The organism is Cohnella algarum (assembly GCF_016937515.1).
Taxonomy (GTDB): domain Bacteria; phylum Bacillota; class Bacilli; order Paenibacillales; family Paenibacillaceae; genus Cohnella; species Cohnella algarum.
Map to the genome: position 1 here is coordinate 5,347,262 of NZ_JAFHKM010000002.1, position 17,967 is coordinate 5,365,228.

Consider the following 17,967-nt stretch of genomic DNA (forward strand, 5'->3'; position numbering starts at 1 on the left):
TCAGACCAACTCCTTGCAAGCTTTTTCGATTTCGGCGGGCAAAAACGGCGTTCCGTCGTATTTCAGCAGGCTTTCGATTTTGTCGTGATAGCCTGCGTTCAGTTTGATCAGCGAAGCGAGCTGACCGGTGGCGTTGTTTTCCAGCACGACCGCTTTCCGCGCTTTCGCCAAATACGGCTCCAGCAGGTCGGCCGGGAACGGATGCATCTGGCGAACGGTGACGTGGTTCGTCTTGATGCCTTGTTCGGCAAGGCGGGCGCGGGCTTCGTCGATCGTGCCGCCGGTCGAGCCCATACCGATAATGAGCAGGTCCGGCTCTTCGACCGTGCTGTCGGCCTTGATCGCGTCGGTAATCCGCAAATCCTTGATTTTTCCGAGGCGTTTTTCCATCATTCGCTTCCGGTTCGCGGCGGATTCCGACGGCCGGCCTTCCTGGTCGTGCTCGACGCCCGTCACGTGGTGGATGCCGTTTTTGGCTCCGGGCAGGACGCGCGGCGAAATGCCGTCCTCGGTAAATTCGTAGCGTTTGAACATTTTATGCTGTTCCAGCGGCGGCAGTTCGTCCGCGATCAGCTTTCCGCGCTCGATTTGGATGCGTTCGTAATCGAGCGGCTCGCACGATTGCTTGCCGAGCGAAAGCTGCAGGTCGGTCGCGACGATGACCGGCACCTGGTATTGCTCCGCCAGGTTGAACGCTTCGATCATATCGTAAAAGCACTCTTCGATCGTGCTCGGCGCGATGACGACTTTCGGGATTTCCCCGTGCGTTCCGTAAATAAGGGCGTGAATATCGGACTGCTCCTGCTTTGTCGGCAAGCCGGTGGAAGGTCCGCCGCGCTGCGTATCGATGATGACGAGCGGCGTTTCGGTCATGCCCGAAAGACCGATCGCCTCCATCATCAACGACAGGCCGGGTCCGGCCGAAGCGGTCATCGTCCGGACGCCGCCGTAGTTCGCGCCGATCGCCATCGTGACCGCGGCGATTTCGTCTTCCGTCTGGATGACCGTGCCGCCGAATTTCGGCAGCTTTTTGATCAAATATTCCATAATTTCCGAAGCCGGCGTAATCGGGTATGCCGACATCAGCCGGCAGCCGCCCGCGATGGCTCCGAGGCCGAGCGCCTCGTTGCCGATCATGAACAGCTTCTGCTTCCCGTCGGCCTCTTCCAGCCGGAATTCCTCGAGCGGGCCGCCGGCCTGCTCCAGGACGAATTCCGCCCCGCGCTTGACCGCTTCGATATTTTTCTCGACGACGGCCGGGCCTTTTCTTCCGAACTCTTCTTCCACCGCCTTGTTGAACACTTCCAAAGGAAGGCCCAGCAGCGCCCAGGAGGCCCCGGAGGCCACCATGTTCTTCATCAGGGAGGTGCCGAGCTCTTCGGCGATCGCCGTAATCGGAACCGCGAACAGCCGGGCGTCGATGCCTTCCGGCAACGCCGGCGAAAACTTCGCGTCCGCGACGACGACGCCGCCGGCGCGCAGTTCATGGGCGTTCAGATCGATGCTTTCCTGGTCGAACGCGACCAAAATATCCAAATCGTCCGAAATCGCGCGAATCGGAGTCGTGCTGATCCGGATTTTGTTGTTGGTATGTCCGCCTTTGATACGTGAGGAAAAGTGACGATAGCCGTAAAGATAATAGCCCAGCCGGTTCAGCGAAGTCGAGAAAATACGGTCCGTACTTTCCACTCCTTCCCCCTGCTGGCCGCCAATTTTCCATGACAATTGACTGATCACGTTTGTCCATCTCCTCTTAATCTCTGCTTCGACCTGTGCGCTTCCGCTATGAAAACGAATCCTATTTATAAAATAAAGATTAAAACTTTTGTTTAACCCATGTAAATTTTATGATTGCATTCCCCAAAAAGCAAGCTTTTATGCCTAAATCAACTGATAACGATTTCTGATAAAAACGATCCGCTTCCATTATGAATTCATTTCGATGGGATTACTGGGGAAGATATTTGCGCAAAAAACGCACCGCGTTCTCGCCGAGCATTCCCCGGACGATCGGCTCCGGGTACCGCTTGAGCAGCGCATCCGCGAGCGACGGGTAGTGGCCGGGCTGCGACAGCCCATGAACATGGCGTTCGATGCCGTCGAAATCCGATCCGAACGCCAGATACCGTTCCCCCCGAGAGAACAAACGTGTTCGACATGCCGGAGCACATCGTCGACGGACGCAGGCTCCCGATCCGACAAAAACCAGGGGACGAACGTCAGTCCGACGATTCCGTCCGCCCGGAATATCGCCGCAAGCTGAGCGTCGGTCAAATTCCGGGGATGCTCTCTCACCGCCCGAACGTTGGAGTGGGAAGCGAAAAACGGACGGCTTGAAAGTTCCGCCACGTCCCAGAAGCCCCGTTCCGACATATGCGACACATCGATCAAAATCCCCATCGATTCGCATTCGTTCACCAGCCTTTTTCCGGCGCGGGTCAGTCCTCCGCCGCGAGGTTCCATCGCGCCGTCGCATGCCCAGTTCGCCCAATTCCACGTCGGCCCAAGCAGCCGAAGCCCGAGCAAATGCAGCAGCCTCAGGCACCACCACTGCTCCCTCAGCCCGTCGGCTCCTTCCAGCGACAGCAGAGCGCCGGTTTGGCCTCCATCCCAAGCCGCCTGCAGATCGCCCGCCGTGCGGATCAGCCTGATTCCTTTTTCCGACAGCACCTTCGACCAAAACAGCTCCGCTTCCCGCAGCACCGTTTCCGGATCCTTCGGGCCGTCTTCGGGCAAATAAATCGCGAACGCTTGGAGCGACACCTCGCCTTCGCGGAGACGGTCCGCCGTCACGTCCAGCTTTCCTCCGGACGGTTCCCGAAAAGACAGCTCCGGATGCTTCAGCATTTTGAATAAAACGTCGCAGTGCAAGTCCGCCGCTTTCATCCTGCTCGTCCCCCCTGGCGTAAAACGTAAGGCCGTTCGATAGACCTTTCCCCATCCCCCGTTTACAGATAGCCGCTTTCAATCGTCCGTTAACACAAAAAACCTGTCCTCCCCTTCCAACCTCATGACAAGAAGAGCCATCTGGGCCGGACAGTTCGAGAACAGGTTCACTATCGCTTTGCGTTTCGTTTAACGAGGTTCCACGATTAACTTGATCGCCGTGCGATCTTCTCCGTCAATGACAATATCGGTAAAAGCCGGGATGCAAATCAAATCCACCCCGCTCGGCGCCACAAACCCCCGGGCGATCGCGACTGCTTTTATCGCTTGGTTCAGCGCTCCCGCGCCAATCGCTTGCAGTTCGGCATTGCCTCTTTCGCGGAGCACACCCGCCAAAGCGCCTGCAACAGAGTTTGGATTGGATTTTGCAGAAACCTTTAATACTTCCATGACCAGTTCCTCCTCGGGGATCAAAGGATGGGCCCACTAACGGATACTTATTCGGTGAGGGCCTCGTTAATTCCTGCTTCCAAGGAGAAAATGGCCGGCAAATCGCAAAAAATTCTGATATTTTTAGGCGGATAAAGCGGGTATTTCGCCGCTTGACAGCCAAAACACCCGTCTCTATCCGCGCGTTGTCAGGTTGCGATCCAGGAGTCCTCGTCTACCCGGATCGTTTTGATGCTCGTCGCCTTGCCGGTCGCATCGTCCAGTTCGACAAATACGCCGTGCAAATGCCATTTCCCTTCCGCAACCTGAAATCGGGAAGGCAGGCCCGTCTTGAATTTGCGCAGCACGCCTTCCTTCTCCATGCCGAGCACGCCGTCCCGCGGTCCGGTCATGCCCGCATCCGTCAAGTAAGCGGTGCCGCCGGGCAAAATCCGGTCGTCGTTCGTCTGGACATGGGTGTGCGTGCCCACGACAAGCGAAACTCGGCCATCCAAATGCCAGCCCATCGCGATTTTTTCGCTCGTCGCCTCGGCATGGAAATCGACCAGGATGCACTTCGTTTTTTTGCGAAGCTCGTCGATAATATCGTCCGCCGCCCGGAACGGGCAATCCGAAGGAGGCAGGAAGGTGCGGCCGATCAAATTGACGATCCCGAGCTCCTTGTTTCCGACTTTGATCAGGGCATAGCCGACTCCGGGCGTTTCCGGAGGCAAATTGGCGGGACGAACCATCCGCGGCTCGTCGTCGATAAACTCGAAAATTTCCCGATTGTCCCACGTATGGTTGCCCATTGTGATGCCGTGAACGCCCCAATCGAACAATTCTCGCGTTATGGCGGCGTTAATGCCGCGGCCGCCGGCGGCGTTTTCCCCGTTGGCGATGACGATATGCGGCTGATATTTGTCCTTGATCCAGGGCAGCAGCCGTTTGACCGTTTCCCGTCCGACGCTTCCGACAATATCCCCGATAAAAACCACTTTCATGAAAACACCTTCCCTTACGCTGACCGCAAATAATGGATCGCCCGTACGCAAAACGCGAACGGCCGCCAGAAAGGCAAGAAGTGGCCGCTAAGCCGCAGCCACTTCTTCAGCCTTCCCGAAACTTATTTCGCGTACTCCACTGCCCGGGTTTCGCGGATGACCGTAACCTTGATGTGGCCCGGATAATCCAGTTCTCCCTCGATTTTCTTCGTAATGTCGCGGGCCAGGCGGAACGCCTCCGCGTCGTCGACTTTTTCCGGTTGAACCATCACGCGAACTTCGCGTCCGGCCTGAATCGCGTACGATTTCTCGACGCCGTCGAACGATTCGGAAATTTCCTCGAGCTTTTCCAGACGTTTGATATACGTCTCGAGCGTCTCTCTTCTCGCTCCGGGACGCGCCGCGCTGAGCGCATCGGCAGCCCCGACGAGCATCGCGATAACCGAAGTCGCTTCGCAATCTCCATGGTGGGAAGCGATGCTGTTGATGACAACGGGATGCTCCTTGTACTTCTTCGCCAATTCCTCGCCGATCTCGACATGCGAGCCTTCCACTTCATGATCGAGCGCCTTGCCGATATCGTGCAGCAAGCCGGCGCGTTTGGCGAGAGTAACGTCTTCTCCGAGCTCCGCCGCCATCAGTCCCGATAAATAAGCGACTTCCATCGAGTGCTTCAGCACGTTTTGTCCATAACTTGTCCGGAACTTCAGTCTTCCCAAAATTTTGATCAAATCCGGATGGAGACCGTGCACGCCTACCTCGAACGTAGCCTGCTCGCCGTATTCGCGAATTCGTTCGTCCACTTCTTTGCGGGATTTTTCCACCATCTCTTCGATGCGGGCCGGGTGGATTCTTCCGTCGGCCACCAGCTTCTCAAGCGACGTGCGGGCAATCTCGCGGCGAATCGGATCGAATCCGGACAAAATGACCGCTTCCGGCGTATCGTCGATAATGAGGTCGATCCCGGTGAGCGTCTCCAGAGCCCGAATGTTGCGGCCCTCGCGTCCGATGATGCGTCCCTTCATTTCCTCGTTCGGCAATGCGACGACCGATACGGTCGTTTCCGCCACATGGTCCGCGGCGCAACGCTGAATAGCGAGCGAAATGATGTCGCGGGCGCGTTTGTCGGCTTCTTCCTTCGCCTGCTGTTCGATATCTTTGATCAGTTGAGCGGTTTCATGACGGACCTCCTGCTCGACAGTCGTCAAAATGAGCTGCTTCGCGTCGTCCATCGTCAAGTTCGAAATCCGTTCCAGCTCGCTGATCTGCTGCTTATGAAGCGTCTCGATCTCTTCCTGCGTTTCCTCGATTCGTTTCTCCTTGTTGGCGACCTGTTCCTCTTTGCGTTCCAACGCTTCGAGCTTGCGGTCCAGCGACTCTTCCTTTTGCACAAGCCGCCGTTCCTGACGCCCGATTTCGTTGCGGCGATCGCGAATGTCGCGCTCGGCCTCGTTTCGGAGCTTGTGCACCTCGTCTTTGGCTTCCAGTACCGTTTCTTTGCGGATTGCTTCCGCTTCTTTGCGGGCGTTCTCCACGATTTGCAGAGCCGCCTGTTCGGCACTGGAAATCTTGGCTTCCGCAATGGACTTGCGAACAACATAACCGATCCCAAAGAAAAGCGCGCCAACAACGATGACGATCAAGACCCAGATCCAGTCCTGCATGGTCTTTCACCTCCTCGTTGTATCACCAAGGCAAACGCTTGGGACACGTATAAAATTGTGTGCCGGCTTTCAAACCGATCCATTTCGCTGTTGCGGGCAAAACGGGCAGCTTCCCTAGTCTGGCAAGCCCCGCCCTGCCGTAGACGATTGCGGGCAGCGGGCCTTGCGTCCTGCGCCGACCCGAATCGTAAAAAGTCGAAAAAACAAGTTCCGAATCGTTTTTTTGGAAGGAAAAAAGGTTCGGAAGGGAAGATGGAATACAGGAACATTGTATCTTTTGTGAAAATGGATTGTCAAGCAAAGCATATCCGCTTCCGAAGCTTGGCGCATGCCCTATTCGAAGTACTCGTCCCAGTCGTCTTCTTCCCGTCCGTCCCGCGCTTCGTCCTCGTCAATGACCCGTCCGGCCGCATCGCGCGCGATCCCGGCGGGGAACCCTCGCCTTTGCAGCATTCCCATCAGCTTGTACCGGCGCTCCCGCAGGCTTTCTCCTTTAACGTTAGGCCAGCGCTTCTTCGCGAGGGCATATGCGGCCTGCCGCTCCGCTTCGCCGTCGAGTTCTTCGATCGCGTCGTCCGCTTCGCGCTTCGTCACGCCGCGGCGCAGCAGCTCCTGGCGGACAAGGCGGCTGCCTTTGCGCTGGGAGACCACTTTTTGCTCCGCGTAGCGCTTGGCGTATGCGGCGTCGTCGACGATCCGGTAAGAGGCCAGCCTGTCCAAGCAACCCGCGATCGCTTCGGCGGACAGTCCTTTTCGCTTCAGCGCGACGGCGATTTCCCGTTTCGTCCGCGGCTTCCGGTCGAGCATCCCGAGCGCCGCCCTGTACGCCTCCTCGGTTTCCTGCTCTTGTCTCAGCGCCTTCAGCTCCCGGACGTTCAGCCGTTTGCCCGGGAGCAGGCGCCAGGCCACGAGCGTGTCCTCGTGGATGGCGACCGTTTCCGTCCTGGGTTCGCCTTGCGCTCCCGGTTCGGCTTCGCTTTCGGCCTCCCGTTCCGCCGTCGATTCGTCCGCTTCGCGATCCGTCGACGAATCGGTCTCACCCGCGCTCGTCCGGAACGTGATCCGGTACATCGCTTTTTTCTTCGGATCCTTCTCGATCGAAACGATAACCGCTCCGAAACGCTCCTCTTCGTTCATGATCGGCATCGCCCCCGTCCAAAATAATGAAAGGACATCCGCTCGCGGCGAATGTCCCGGTAACTGCCTGTCCCTGCTGCAAGGCGTCGAATTCCGCCTTCTATTCGAGTTCCGCGAATTCCGTATCCTCGAGTTCGTCTTCCTCCTGGCTGCCGCCTTGGCTTATCGCCGTCGAAATCGCGTCCGAGCTAAGCGTAAGGCTGCGGATTTGACGCTCGATGTCCGCGCTGATCTCCGGATGATCTTTCAAAAATTGCTTCGCGTTCTCCCGGCCCTGGCCGAGCCGCTCGCCGTTGAAGGAAAACCAGGCCCCGCTCTTCTGCACGATATCCAGCTCCGTGCCGATGTCGACGATGCTGCCTTCCTTGGAAATGCCTTCGCCGTACATGATGTCGACCTCGGCCTGCTTGAACGGCGGAGCGACTTTGTTCTTGACGACCTTGATGCGGGTCCGGTTGCCGACCACGTCGTTGCCTTGCTTGATCGAATCGATCCGGCGAACGTCCAGTCGCACGCTGGCATAGAACTTGAGGGCTCGTCCGCCCGGCGTCGTCTCCGGATTGCCGAACATGACGCCGACCTTTTCCCGCAATTGGTTAATGAAGATTGCGATGGACTTCGACTTGCTGATCGCCCCGGACAGCTTGCGCATCGCCTGGGACATGAGCCGGGCCTGAAGGCCGACGAACGAATCGCCCATATCTCCCTCGATTTCCGCCTTCGGCACGAGCGCCGCGACCGAGTCGACGACGATAATGTCGACGGCGCCGCTGCGCACGAGAGCTTCGGCGATTTCAAGCGCCTGCTCCCCGGTATCCGGCTGACTGAGCAGCAGCTCGTCGATGTTGACGCCGAGATTCCGGGCGTAAATCGGGTCCAGCGCGTGCTCGGCGTCGATGAACGCGGCCTGGCCGCCCGCTCTCTGCACTTCCGCAATCGCATGGAGCGCTACGGTCGTCTTACCCGAAGATTCCGGGCCGTATACTTCGATAATTCTCCCGCGCGGGAATCCCCCGATTCCGAGCGCGATATCCAAAGCCAACGCGCCGCTGGGGTACGATTCTACCTGGAGCTGCGCTTGCTCGCCCAATTTCATGATCGATCCTTTGCCAAATTGCTTCTCAATCTGGCGCAATGCCATCTCTAGTGCGGCGCGACGATCGGACAACACACCCACATCCTTATCATTATGATAGGTTTATCATACCTGTTTTTGCTTCCGTTGCCAAGCTTTTTGCGAACATTCGTTCTGTTTTTGTTGCAAAAAAGAACCGCAGCAAAGTATTCTTCGCTACGGTTCTTCCGCAACTTTCAATCAAACTTTACCACAGGGACGTAAAGATGACAAGCCTTTTATGAAGAATTTGTCGTAAAAAGGCGACAAAAAACGGAGCGGTCAATCCCGCCCCGTCAGTGCCAGCCACAATCTGTACAGCGTTCGCTTGGAAGCCCGGAGGCGAATGCCCTCGCGATCTCCGGCCAGCTGGATCCGCTCCGTCTTCGTCGGCTTTCCCCGCTCCGCAAGCCCGATATACACGAGGCCGACGGGCTTGCCCTCGGAGCCGGCCGGTCCGGCTACGCCCGTTACCGACAGCGCCAGGTCGGTATCGGCCGCCGCCCGCATCCCTTCGGCCATCGCCGCCGCCGTCTCGGCGCTGACGGCGCCCGGCGCGCCGTCGCCCTCCAGCAGCGAGAGCGGCACGCCGAGCAGCTTGCGCTTCACGTCGTTCGTGTAGCTGACGACGCCGCCGGAAAACACGTCCGCGCTTCCCGGCACCGCCGTCAGCATCGTCGCGATCATGCCGCCGGTGCAGCTCTCGGCGACCGACAACGTGCGCCGCTGCGACGCCAGCAGCCGGATGACGGCCTCTTCCAGCGTGATGTCTTCTTCCGCGTAAAGATAGCGGTCCGCGCGCCGCCGGATTTCCTGAAGCGTCGGCTCCATCCGGCGGGCCGCTTCCTCGGCATCCGCGGATTTGGTCGAAACCCGGATCGCGACCTCCCCTTCTTTCGCGTAAGGCGCGATGGTCGGATCGGTCTGTTCGCGAATCAGATCGATGAATAAGTCCTCAAGCGCCGACTCCCCGATGCCGCTGAATTTCAGCATCGTCGAATGCAGCGCCGCGCTGTCGCCGAGCAGCTCCCGCAGCCAGGCGGAGGCGTCGTTTTCGAACATCGGCTTCATTTCCCGGGGAGGCCCCGGCAGCAGCAAGTAATGCTTGCCGCCTGCCGACAGCGCGTTCCCGACGGCGAGCCCCGTATCGTTGCGCAGCGGGACGGCCCCTTCGATCAGCATCGCCTGCCGGCGGTTGCTTTCCACGAACGCCGTTCCCCGCCCGGAAAACATCTCTTCGATCTTCCGCATCGTCGGCTCGTGCAAATGAACGGGAAGGCCGAGGAAAGCGGCAAGCGCATCCCGGGTCAAATCGTCCAGCGTCGGCCCGAGCCCCCCCGTAAACACAAGCAGGTCCGCGCGCCCGCACGCCGTCTCGATCGCGCGGCGAATGCGCGCTTCGTTGTCCCCGACCACCGTCTGGTAATAAACGTCCACGCCCAGCTCCGCCAATCCTTGCGAAAGAAATTTCGCGTTCGTATTGACGATTTGGCCGAGCAGAAGCTCCGTGCCTACCGCAATGATTTCCGCTTTCATCCGTTGCGCCGCACCTCTTTGTCCGATCCGGATTTGACGGCTTCGGGCGACGATTTGTCCGCCGCCGGAATGAACAGGTTTTTGTTCTTGACGAAATAATCGATGCCCGAATATACGGTGATCAACACCGCGGCCCATACGATGATCGTATCGACGGGAATATGTAAAAACACGAACGGGAAATTGTTAAGCAGCAAAACGACGATCATGGCGATCTGGGTCGCGGTTTTCCATTTTCCCCATTTGCTTGCCGCCAGCACGACCCCTTCGAGCACCGCGATTTGCCGCAAACCCGTGACCGCCCATTCCCTGGCGATAATGAAAATGGCGACCCAGGCGTCCAGCATGCCCATCTCGACGAGCGAAATCAGAACGGCCGCGACCAGGATCTTGTCCGCAAGCGGGTCGAGCAGCTTTCCGAGATTGGTGACGATTTTGCGCTTTCTCGCGATGTAGCCGTCAAGCCCGTCGGTGCTGGCCGCGATAATGAACAGCAGCAAGGCGAAAATCTGATTGTACGGAATGGAAAAGGTTCCGATCGTCAGCGAGGGAACGTCCAGCCTGACCAGCAGGAAGAACGCCACAATCGGCACGAGAAATATCCGCGCCAGCGTAATCTGGTTGGCCAGGTTCAAGCCCTTTCCCCCTCCTTGTTTCTATGCGTGAAGCCTGAATATAGCGAGATGCCTTCCGCGATCATCGTGTCTTCCCCCATCAGTCGTTTCCGTACTTCTTCCAATTCGAACTCAGTATAAACGAAGCCGCAAAAGCTGTCAAAATGCCTGAGCGCCCGGGCGGAGCCTTCGTTCACCGGTAATTGACGAATTGAAGTTCGAGCGAAAGATCGGCGCCGCGCAGCAAGGTCATGACGGCCTGCAAATCGTCCTTGCTTTTGCCGGTGACCCGCAATTGATCGCCCTGGATCTGGCTTTTCACTTTCAGTTTGGAATCGCGGATCAGCACGTTGATCTTCTTCGCGTTTTCCTGGTCGATGCCCGTCTTCAGCGCCACCGTTTGCCGGACGGTTCCGCCCGAAGCGGGCTCGACTTTGCCGTAATCCAAATTGCGGATCGGAACGCCCCGCTTGATCAGCTTCGACTGCAAAATGTCGATAACGCTTTTGAGCTTGTAGTCGTCGTCGGAGGAAATGACGAGGGACTCCCCTTCCAGCTTGATGCCGCTTTTGCTGCCTTTGAAATCGAACCGGGTTTCGATTTCCTTGAGCGCCTGCGTTACCGCGTTGTTTACTTCCTGCATATCGACCTTGGACACGATGTCGAACGAATATTCGGATGCCATTGTACCGTCTTCCTTTCATAAAGTGCCTGAACTTTGGTTCCTATTATAGCAGTTTTTGCTTACGAACCCAAAACAAAAGAGCCCTTTTGCGAAAGGGCCCTTCGTTCGATTGGCCGATGCGGCCTTCAGCGCGCCCGAGCAGGCGCACGGAACATGTCCAAAATGCCGAGCACGATCCAGGCAAGCCCGTGTCCGAGGATACCATAACCCCAAGCGCTCGGCGTCATAAACCAGCCGATCAGGCTTACCACAACGCCGATAGCAATTACGATCCAGCTCGTTGCCATCCTGTAACCTCCGCGATTCGATATTTCCTGCATAAGTATCATAACCGCGGAGGTCGCCGCTCATTCCTCGCCGGCGGTTTCGCCGGCAGCGGGCGTAAATACGAATTTGCGGGAACCGGACGCTTCTTCGTCGTCCACCGCGACGCCGTCGATCGTAATCGAGGCATTCACGGCGTGAGCGACGTTGACGTACAGGGGGCCCGTCAAATCGAACGTCAGCTTCTCGTCCGTTTTGGGCGTTCCGTTATAAACGTACTTGCCCTTGCTGTTGTTCTCCTGAACGCCGACCCAGCTCGTCCCGGACAACGTGATCGTTATGACGGGCGTGCCGCTCGACGATACGTCGTAATAGGAGGTCGTCCCCGATTGTTTCGTAAGCGTCAGCGCCGTTTCGGGCGAAGGCGACGAGGAAGGAGCGACGCTCGGACTGCCTTCCGGTTCTCCGGTCGGCGAGCCGCCGGCCGAAGAAGTAGGCGACGCCGGCGGCGAAGACGGCAGCGTCGTTTCCGACGTAATATCGGTCGAGTTGTCCCTTTCCTCCGCATCGTCTCCCGGATTTTGCACGAGATAAAAATACAGCAAAGCGGCGATCAGCAAAGGGAAAAGCCAAAGCACCGAATTGACCGCAAGCTTGCCCCATTTGTCGTTATGCTGAACGGATCGGCTTCTGGGCTTGAGCATCGGCTCGCTGGCGACCGTCTCCGGGGACGGAGCTTGAGGCAATTCTTTATGATATAAACGGAGCACTTCTTCCGCATCGAGCCCGACCGTCTCCGCATAAGTTTTGACGAATGCGCGTACGTAAAACGACCCGGGAAGAACTTTGTAGTCCCCCGTCTCGATAGCGTCCAAGTATCGTTTGCGGATTTTGGTCGCTTCCTGTATATCGTCAAGCGTAAGCCCCCGCTGCTCCCTCGCTTTGCGCAGAAGCAGTCCCAAATCCGACATGATGTCACCTCCGTCAATGATCTAATGGATGCCGAAAAAATTATAACCTTTAAAAGCCGTCATCGAAACCGGCGGTCGTAAAGTTTTCGTATGTAATTTCTTCTTCCGGCGTGTTCCTGAGCTCGATGATGCTGTCGAACACGTCGTAATCGAAATCGGATTCCCGAACGAAAATATCCGGATGCTCGATCACCTTGGTCGAGGGCATCGCCATAATATCCTGCAGCAGGCTGTAATGCTTCTCGTTCGAACGTATCGTGCTTACGATTCCGTCGATAATAAAGACGTTGTTCGGATTCGTTTCCTCTTCCGACAGCTGGCTGCGCACCGTTTGGCGAAGCAGGGTGGACGATACGAACGTCCAGCGCTTGTTGGCGCAGACGCTTCCCGCGATGATGGATTCCGTTTTGCCTACGCGCGGCATGCCGCGCAAACCGATCGTCTGGTTGCCGTCCCGCTTGAACAATTCCCCGAGAAAATCGACCAAAAGTCCGAGCTCGTCCCGCGTAAACCGGAACGTTCTGCCGTCGGAAGAATCCCGTTCGATATACCGGCCGTGGCGGATCGCCAAAATATCGGTCAGGCGCGGAGGGCGCAGCGTAAGCAGAGTAATATTTTCCACTTTGGCGAGCATTCGCCCGAGCAGTTCGATCTTTTCGTCGTCGTCCGTTTGCAAAAGGAGGCCGCGGGTGCGGTCTTCGACGCCGTTGATCGTGATGATATTGACTTCAAGCATCCCTAATAATGAGGCCAAATCGCCTAAAAGGCCGGGACGGTTTTTATGAATTTTATATTCCATGTACCATTGTTTCTTTTCCATTGTGCACCTCATCCGCCGGTAAAAAAGTCGACCCCGACTTCTTCCTTGCCTACTTTGTATTCTACAAGACTCGCCATTCTCCTGCAAAAAAATCGGGAAATATTCCGTCTAAAGTCCTAATTTTCGGTTTGCAAGTCCAAACGGCCCCGCCGAAAATCAAGCGGAGCCGTCTGAGCTGCGGCGCAGTTCAAGAAAGCAGGATCATGTTCGTTTAGCTGTGCTCGGCGAGCTTGACCATCAAGCGGGCCATCGTTTTGCGTTCCGATTCGTCCCCGATGTCCCACAGTTCCTTCAGAACGCGTTCCTCGTCGTTTTGGGGATCGACTTTATTTTCCAGAAACTCGCCGATTTCGAAAGCGAGCTTCGTAATGGCTTCTTCGCTGATCCCCATCTTTTTGGCGGCTTCGACACGGTCACCCAAAAACTTTTTCCACGTTTCGAAATTGCTCAATACGGTCGACATCGCGCAGCCTCCTGTGAAGTGGAATGAATGCTACAACGAATAATATGTCCATCGCCCGTGCGCCGTATTCGCAGGAGGCCGCCGCGCAAACTTGTCAAATCATCCAGCCGCCGGAAAGGCCGATCACCTGGCCGGTCACATAACCCGCGTCGTCGGAAACGAGAAAACGTACCGCGTCCGCCACTTCTTCGGGCCTGGCCAGCCTTCCGAGCGGAATTTCGCCGATCAGGCCGGCTTTCTCCTCGGGGGTAAGCGCCGCCAGCATATCCGTTTCCACGGCGCCCGGGGCGACCGCGTTGACCGTGACCCCGGATCCCGCCATCTCCTTGGCCAATGCTTTCGTAAAGCTGTTGAGTCCGCCCTTGGCGGCGGAATAGGCGATTTCGCCGGCGGCGCCCGTCAGCCCCCAAATGCTGGAGAGGAACACCATCCGGCCTTGCCGGTTCCACGTCATGGCGGGACCGAACAGCTTCGCCAGCCAGTAAGCCGATTTCAAATGAACGTTGAACAAATCGTCCCAAGCTTCTTCATCCGTATCGTCCAAGAGGCGATAATAAGCGGTGCCGGCGCAATGAATTAAAATATCCGGTTCCAGCGACCGGCGGTCCAGTTCGCCTTTGAGCCGCTTTAGCGCTTCGCCCGAACGGACGTCCGCCTGCACGGCGAACGAATCCGTTCCGCTTAAGGACCGGCATTGCTCGGCCACTTGCTCCGCCATTTCCAACGCAGAATGGCAGTGCACGATTACCCGGGCTCCGTCGGCCGCGAGCCTTCTTGCGACCGCCGCCCCGATCCCCCGGGAGGCCCCGGTGACCAAAGCCGTTCGCGAAGAACTGAACGCTTGCGCGGAAGCTGCCAACGTCAAGTCGTTTCGCTCCGGACGACGCATACGGCGAGACGGTCCGCCTGCACGTGCTCGCGCAAACGGGCCTCGATGTCGGCCAGCGTCAGGCTTTCGTACAGGCCGACCAATTCGAACAAATCGCCGCCGCTCATGCGGTATCGCGTAAATTCGTTGGCGATCGCCTCGGGGCTGTTCAGCATTCGCAAATAGGAGCCGATCCGCTTGCGTCTGGCCCGCTCGAACACCGCTTCGGGAATCCCGGAAGAAGCCGCGGCTTCGAGCGCGCCGGTCACTTTGGAAACCAGGGCGTCCGGATCTTTCGTATCGCCGCCGATGGCCGAAAACGCGTAGCCCGGTCCGGCGTTGAATTCGTGGCCGAAACCGTCGGAAATGAGATTTTCCTCGTAAAGCTCCTGGTACAGGGGAGAACTGGAGCCGAGCAAAATATCGAACATCAGCCTGGCCGCCAATTCCCTGCGGACCGCCTCGCTGCCGTCTCTCGGCTTGGGCGCTTCTTTGTACCCGAACAAGCATTTGGGCAACGAAACCGGAAGGCGGATTTCGTTCCGCTTCTCCCGCACCGTCAGCGGTTCCGTTTCGAAAAACCGTTCGATCTCGCCGGCTTTGGCGAACGTTTTGGCCGCTTGATTGGCTTTGACGAACGCCATCGTCGCTTCCGCGTCGACTCCGCCGACGACGAACAGCGTCATGTTGGACGGATGGTAGAACGTTCGGTAGCAGTCGTACAGCATTTCCTTCGTAATCGAACGAACGGAAGCTTCCGTTCCGGCAATGTCGATGTGAACCGGATGGACGTTGTACAGCGCCTCGATCAGCCCGTAATAGACGCGCCAATCCGGATTGTCCCGGTACATGTTGATTTCCTGGACGATTATGCCCTTTTCCTTCTCGACGTTCGCATCCGTAAAATAGGGATTCTGGACAAAATCCAGCAGCGTCCCCAGATTCGCCTGAACATGGTCCGTCGCGCTGAACAAATAGACCGTGCGCTCGAAGCTCGTAAAGGCGTTGGCCGACGCCCCCTGCGAAGCGAACGTAGCGAAAATGTCGCCTTCGGGCTCTTCGAACATTTTATGCTCGAGAAAATGGGCGATGCCGTCCGGCACGCGCAAATTTTCTCCGCCGGGCGGGCGAAAATGATTGTCCACGCTGCCGTAGCGGGTCGTAAAGGTGGCGTACGTTTTCGTAAAGCCCGGCTTCGGCAGCACGAATACGTCGAGGCCGTTGTCCAGCTTTTCGTAATGAAGCGTTTCCTGAAGGTTGGCGTATTGTTTGACGGCCATTTCAATCCCCCCCTTTTCGGTCCCGCAAAAAGTAAATCGTGTCCAGCTCGACGGTTTGCGCGACCTCCGCCACCTGATCGGGGGTTACGGCATCGATTCGTTCAAGCAGACCGGCGTTCGTGCGCTCGGTTCCGGAGAGAACGTTGTTGAAATCGAAAGAAATGCGCTCGAAGGCGGAGTCCTGCAGCTCGCGCAGCTGATTGGCCAGCATCGCTTTCGTCCGTCGCATGTCGTCTTCGCCGATTTCGCCGCGGCGCATCGAAGCGAGCTGCTCCTGGATAATGCCGAGCGCCTTCTCGTAGTTGGCGATTTCGATTCCCGATTGAATCGTCAGCAACCCTTTGTGCCCGTCGAGGCGGGAGGAGGCGTAATAAGCGAGGCTTGCCTTTTCCCGGACGTTGACGAACAGCTTCGAATGCGGGAACGCCCCGAGCAGCCCGTTGTACATGAGCAAGGACGGGTAGCGTTCGTCCCCGTAAGAAAGCCCCGTCCGAAGTCCCAGGTTCAGCTTCCCTTGCCCGACGTCCAGCCGTTCGACGATTGTTTGCGGTTCGGGTCGGGCCCGCGTCAGCCGAGGCGGAGAATACGCGGCGGGAGACCTGCCGGTCAGCCTGAACGCCGCTTGCGCCAGCTTCCCGACTTCCTCAAGCGTCGTATCGCCCGATACGTACAAATCGAATGCCGCTTCGTCAAGCCAGCGTTCGTACTCGCCGTAAAGCGCGCCGGCATCGATACCGTCCAGCGCCTCCTTGCGCCCCAGGGCAAGCAGGCGGTACGGTTCGTCCTTGCACATCTCCTCGACGCAGCGCTCGGCGGCGTAACGGATTTTATCGTTGATGATCGCTTCGATCCGTTTGCGAACCGTCGTTTTCTCCGCTTCCACGTAACGCGAACGAAAATGCCCGGCTTCCAGCGCGGGCGTCGTAACCGCTTCTCCGAGGAAATCGATCGCTTCCTTGAGCAGCGGTTCGGAAGAGGACACGAAGCGATCGTTGATGATATCCAGCTTGAACTGGACGATCTGATAATCGCCGCGTTTGTAAATGTCGAAGCCGAAGCCCGCCCCGTAAAGTTCGTCCAGCCGTTCCCGGAACGAGATCGTCTCGGGATATTTCGCCGTGCCCCGGCGCAGGACGAATGGAGCGAGCGCGACCGGCGTTACCCTCGATTCCGTCAGCGGAATGCCGACGAACAACGTCAATGCGAAGGTTTTGAACCGTTTGGTCGGCAACACGTGCAAGCGCAGCCGGCCCAAGCTTCCCCGCTGGAAAGTTTCCGTAGACAAGGCATCCTACCCCTTTGGCTCAATTCCGATTCAGCCCCATTCTAACCGATGGCCAACCCGGAAGCAAATGGTTTCCAGCGATGTTTCCGTCTTTACCGGCAAAAGATATGCCTGCCGATCGTTTTGTACTGCGGCCGGGTCCAAATCCACTTGGACGTCGCGGTTACGGGATTGAAATAATACAGGCATCCGTCGGTCGGATCCCACCCGCTGAGCGCGTCTTTGACGGCTTTCGCCGCGGTTTCGTTCGGCGTTAAATAAATTTGTCCGTCGGCCACTGCCGTAAACGCGCCCGGCTGAAAGATGACGCTCGACACCGTATTCGGAAATTCCGACGCGCGAACGCGGTTCAAAATGACCGCGGCCACCGCGACCTGCCCTTCGTACGGCTCGCCGCGGGCTTCGCCGTAAACGGCGTTGGCCATAATTTTCAAATCGCTTGCGGACAAGCCCAAATTGTTGGAAGCGGGAAGATCGTTCTCGGCGGCCGCCTGGCCTCCCCCGCCTCCCGCGGCATTCCCCGCGTTTCCGCCCCCGGCTCCCGGCGGCAGCTCGTCGGCCGTCGGCTTCCAGTTTTTCGTCGCTTCCCACAGCTTCAGCTTCGTTTTCGCGCCGACGACGCCGTCGGCCTTCATCCCGAATTTCCATTGGAACCATTTGACGGAATTCAGCGTGGCGGAACCGAATTGTCCGTCGACCTTGCCGTTGTAATAGCCGAGAAACTTCAGCCGGCCTTGCAATTCGTATACGTCCTTGCCGGACGAGCCTTGCTTCAGAATCGTATTGCCGAACGTTTCCAGCGTATCGTTCGAGCTTTCCAGCGTATACAGCCCGAGCAGGCCGAGAACGAGGCAAAGCGATACAATTACCAGACGATAGCCCATGACTTGTGTCACGCCTTTCCCAGTCAATTGATGCGGCTCGCTAACAAACAGCCGTGTTCATTG

At 57.6% G+C, this 17,967-nt stretch carries 17 protein-coding genes and 1 pseudogene; all 18 read right to left on the reverse strand.

The features are described 5' to 3' along the window. The 18 genes and pseudogenes from JW799_RS24100 to sleB all read right to left on the reverse strand — a co-directional run bounded on the left by JW799_RS24100 (position 1) and on the right by sleB (position 17,904). Positions 1-1,737, reverse strand: coding sequence for a 2-oxoacid:acceptor oxidoreductase subunit alpha (locus JW799_RS24100; protein WP_205432066.1), 1,737 nt, complete (start codon positions 1,735-1,737; stop codon positions 1-3). Positions 1,738-1,948: 211 nt separating this feature from the next. Next, positions 1,949-2,886 (reverse strand): annotated as a pseudogene (locus JW799_RS24105) (dipeptidase). A 189-nt stretch (positions 2,887-3,075) separates the two neighbouring features. Beyond that, on the reverse strand, positions 3,076-3,336 hold the full coding sequence (locus tag JW799_RS24110; RefSeq protein ID WP_019005392.1) for a stage V sporulation protein S: 261 nt from the start codon (positions 3,334-3,336) through the stop codon (positions 3,076-3,078). Between the two features lie 188 nt (positions 3,337-3,524). Beyond that, positions 3,525-4,319: a TIGR00282 family metallophosphoesterase gene (locus JW799_RS24115; RefSeq protein ID WP_205432067.1), complete on the reverse strand. Its 795-nt coding sequence runs from the start codon at positions 4,317-4,319 to the stop codon at positions 3,525-3,527. 122 nt (positions 4,320-4,441) lie between these two features. Beyond that, complete coding sequence (gene rny, locus JW799_RS24120; RefSeq protein WP_080838825.1) at positions 4,442-5,983, reverse strand: ribonuclease Y; 1,542 nt, start codon at positions 5,981-5,983, stop codon at positions 4,442-4,444. Positions 5,984-6,316: 333 nt separating this feature from the next. Beyond that, on the reverse strand, positions 6,317-7,120 hold the full coding sequence (locus JW799_RS24125; protein ID WP_176220853.1) for a regulatory protein RecX: 804 nt from the start codon (positions 7,118-7,120) through the stop codon (positions 6,317-6,319). 100 nt (positions 7,121-7,220) lie between these two features. After that, on the reverse strand, positions 7,221-8,288 hold the full coding sequence (recA, locus tag JW799_RS24130; RefSeq protein ID WP_080838818.1) for a recombinase RecA: 1,068 nt from the start codon (positions 8,286-8,288) through the stop codon (positions 7,221-7,223). 228 nt (positions 8,289-8,516) lie between these two features. Continuing rightward, a complete protein-coding gene (locus JW799_RS24135; protein ID WP_205432068.1) occupies positions 8,517-9,770 on the reverse strand; it encodes a competence/damage-inducible protein A in 1,254 nt (417 codons plus the stop codon). Beyond that, complete coding sequence (gene pgsA / locus JW799_RS24140; RefSeq protein WP_080838815.1) at positions 9,767-10,405, reverse strand: CDP-diacylglycerol--glycerol-3-phosphate 3-phosphatidyltransferase; 639 nt, start codon at positions 10,403-10,405, stop codon at positions 9,767-9,769. The genes JW799_RS24135 and pgsA overlap by 4 nt, the downstream gene beginning before the upstream one ends. A gap of 172 nt (positions 10,406-10,577) precedes the next feature. Then, positions 10,578-11,069, reverse strand: a complete 492-nt coding sequence (locus JW799_RS24145; RefSeq protein ID WP_080838813.1) for a YajQ family cyclic di-GMP-binding protein — start codon at positions 11,067-11,069, stop codon at positions 10,578-10,580. 125 nt (positions 11,070-11,194) lie between these two features. Then, positions 11,195-11,356, reverse strand: a complete 162-nt coding sequence (locus JW799_RS24150) for a hypothetical protein (RefSeq protein ID WP_205432069.1) — start codon at positions 11,354-11,356, stop codon at positions 11,195-11,197. Between the two features lie 60 nt (positions 11,357-11,416). Beyond that, the gene (locus tag JW799_RS24155; RefSeq protein WP_205432070.1) at positions 11,417-12,304 is read right to left on the reverse strand and encodes a helix-turn-helix domain-containing protein; all 888 of its coding nucleotides are present in this window, start codon (positions 12,302-12,304) and stop codon (positions 11,417-11,419) included. 49 nt (positions 12,305-12,353) lie between these two features. After that, entirely contained in the window at positions 12,354-13,124 is a 771-nt protein-coding gene (locus JW799_RS24160; RefSeq protein ID WP_139787277.1) for a DUF3388 domain-containing protein, read from the reverse strand. Between the two features lie 211 nt (positions 13,125-13,335). Beyond that, on the reverse strand, positions 13,336-13,587 hold the full coding sequence (locus tag JW799_RS24165) for a DUF3243 domain-containing protein (protein WP_080838809.1): 252 nt from the start codon (positions 13,585-13,587) through the stop codon (positions 13,336-13,338). A 94-nt stretch (positions 13,588-13,681) separates the two neighbouring features. After that, positions 13,682-14,452: an elongation factor P 5-aminopentanone reductase gene (ymfI, locus tag JW799_RS24170; RefSeq protein WP_240353399.1), complete on the reverse strand. Its 771-nt coding sequence runs from the start codon at positions 14,450-14,452 to the stop codon at positions 13,682-13,684. Beyond that, positions 14,449-15,735 (reverse strand): EF-P 5-aminopentanol modification-associated protein YfmH, encoded by a 1,287-nt coding sequence (gene yfmH, locus JW799_RS24175; protein ID WP_205432072.1) that lies wholly within the window; start codon positions 15,733-15,735, stop codon positions 14,449-14,451. Before yfmH ends, ymfI begins: the two co-directional genes overlap by 4 nt. Before the next feature lies 1 nt (position 15,736). After that, complete coding sequence (gene yfmF, locus JW799_RS24180) at positions 15,737-17,020, reverse strand: EF-P 5-aminopentanol modification-associated protein YfmF (protein WP_205432073.1); 1,284 nt, start codon at positions 17,018-17,020, stop codon at positions 15,737-15,739. A 92-nt stretch (positions 17,021-17,112) separates the two neighbouring features. Further along, complete coding sequence (sleB, locus tag JW799_RS24185) at positions 17,113-17,904, reverse strand: spore cortex-lytic enzyme (RefSeq protein ID WP_205432075.1); 792 nt, start codon at positions 17,902-17,904, stop codon at positions 17,113-17,115. Between the last annotated feature and the right edge of the window lie 63 nt (positions 17,905-17,967).

Excerpts from the sequence above, each read along its gene's own strand:
- JW799_RS24110 (WP_019005392.1), bottom strand. The coding sequence starts at position 3,336 with ATGGAAGTATTAAAGGTTTCTGCAAAATCCAATCCAAACTCTGTTGCA.
- JW799_RS24115 (WP_205432067.1), bottom strand. The coding sequence starts at position 4,319 with ATGAAAGTGGTTTTTATCGGGGATATTGTCGGAAGCGTCGGACGGGAA.
- rny (WP_080838825.1), bottom strand. The coding sequence starts at position 5,983 with ATGCAGGACTGGATCTGGGTCTTGATCGTCATCGTTGTTGGCGCGCTT.
- JW799_RS24125 (WP_176220853.1), bottom strand. The coding sequence starts at position 7,120 with ATGAACGAAGAGGAGCGTTTCGGAGCGGTTATCGTTTCGATCGAGAAG.
- JW799_RS24135 (WP_205432068.1), bottom strand. The coding sequence starts at position 9,770 with ATGAAAGCGGAAATCATTGCGGTAGGCACGGAGCTTCTGCTCGGCCAA.
- JW799_RS24145 (WP_080838813.1), bottom strand. The coding sequence starts at position 11,069 with ATGGCATCCGAATATTCGTTCGACATCGTGTCCAAGGTCGATATGCAG.
- JW799_RS24150 (WP_205432069.1), bottom strand. The coding sequence starts at position 11,356 with ATGGCAACGAGCTGGATCGTAATTGCTATCGGCGTTGTGGTAAGCCTG.
- JW799_RS24155 (WP_205432070.1), bottom strand. The coding sequence starts at position 12,304 with ATGTCGGATTTGGGACTGCTTCTGCGCAAAGCGAGGGAGCAGCGGGGG.
- JW799_RS24160 (WP_139787277.1), bottom strand. The coding sequence starts at position 13,124 with ATGGAAAAGAAACAATGGTACATGGAATATAAAATTCATAAAAACCGT.
- JW799_RS24165 (WP_080838809.1), bottom strand. The coding sequence starts at position 13,587 with ATGTCGACCGTATTGAGCAATTTCGAAACGTGGAAAAAGTTTTTGGGT.
- yfmH (WP_205432072.1), bottom strand. The coding sequence starts at position 15,735 with ATGGCCGTCAAACAATACGCCAACCTTCAGGAAACGCTTCATTACGAA.
- sleB (WP_205432075.1), bottom strand. The coding sequence starts at position 17,904 with ATGGGCTATCGTCTGGTAATTGTATCGCTTTGCCTCGTTCTCGGCCTG.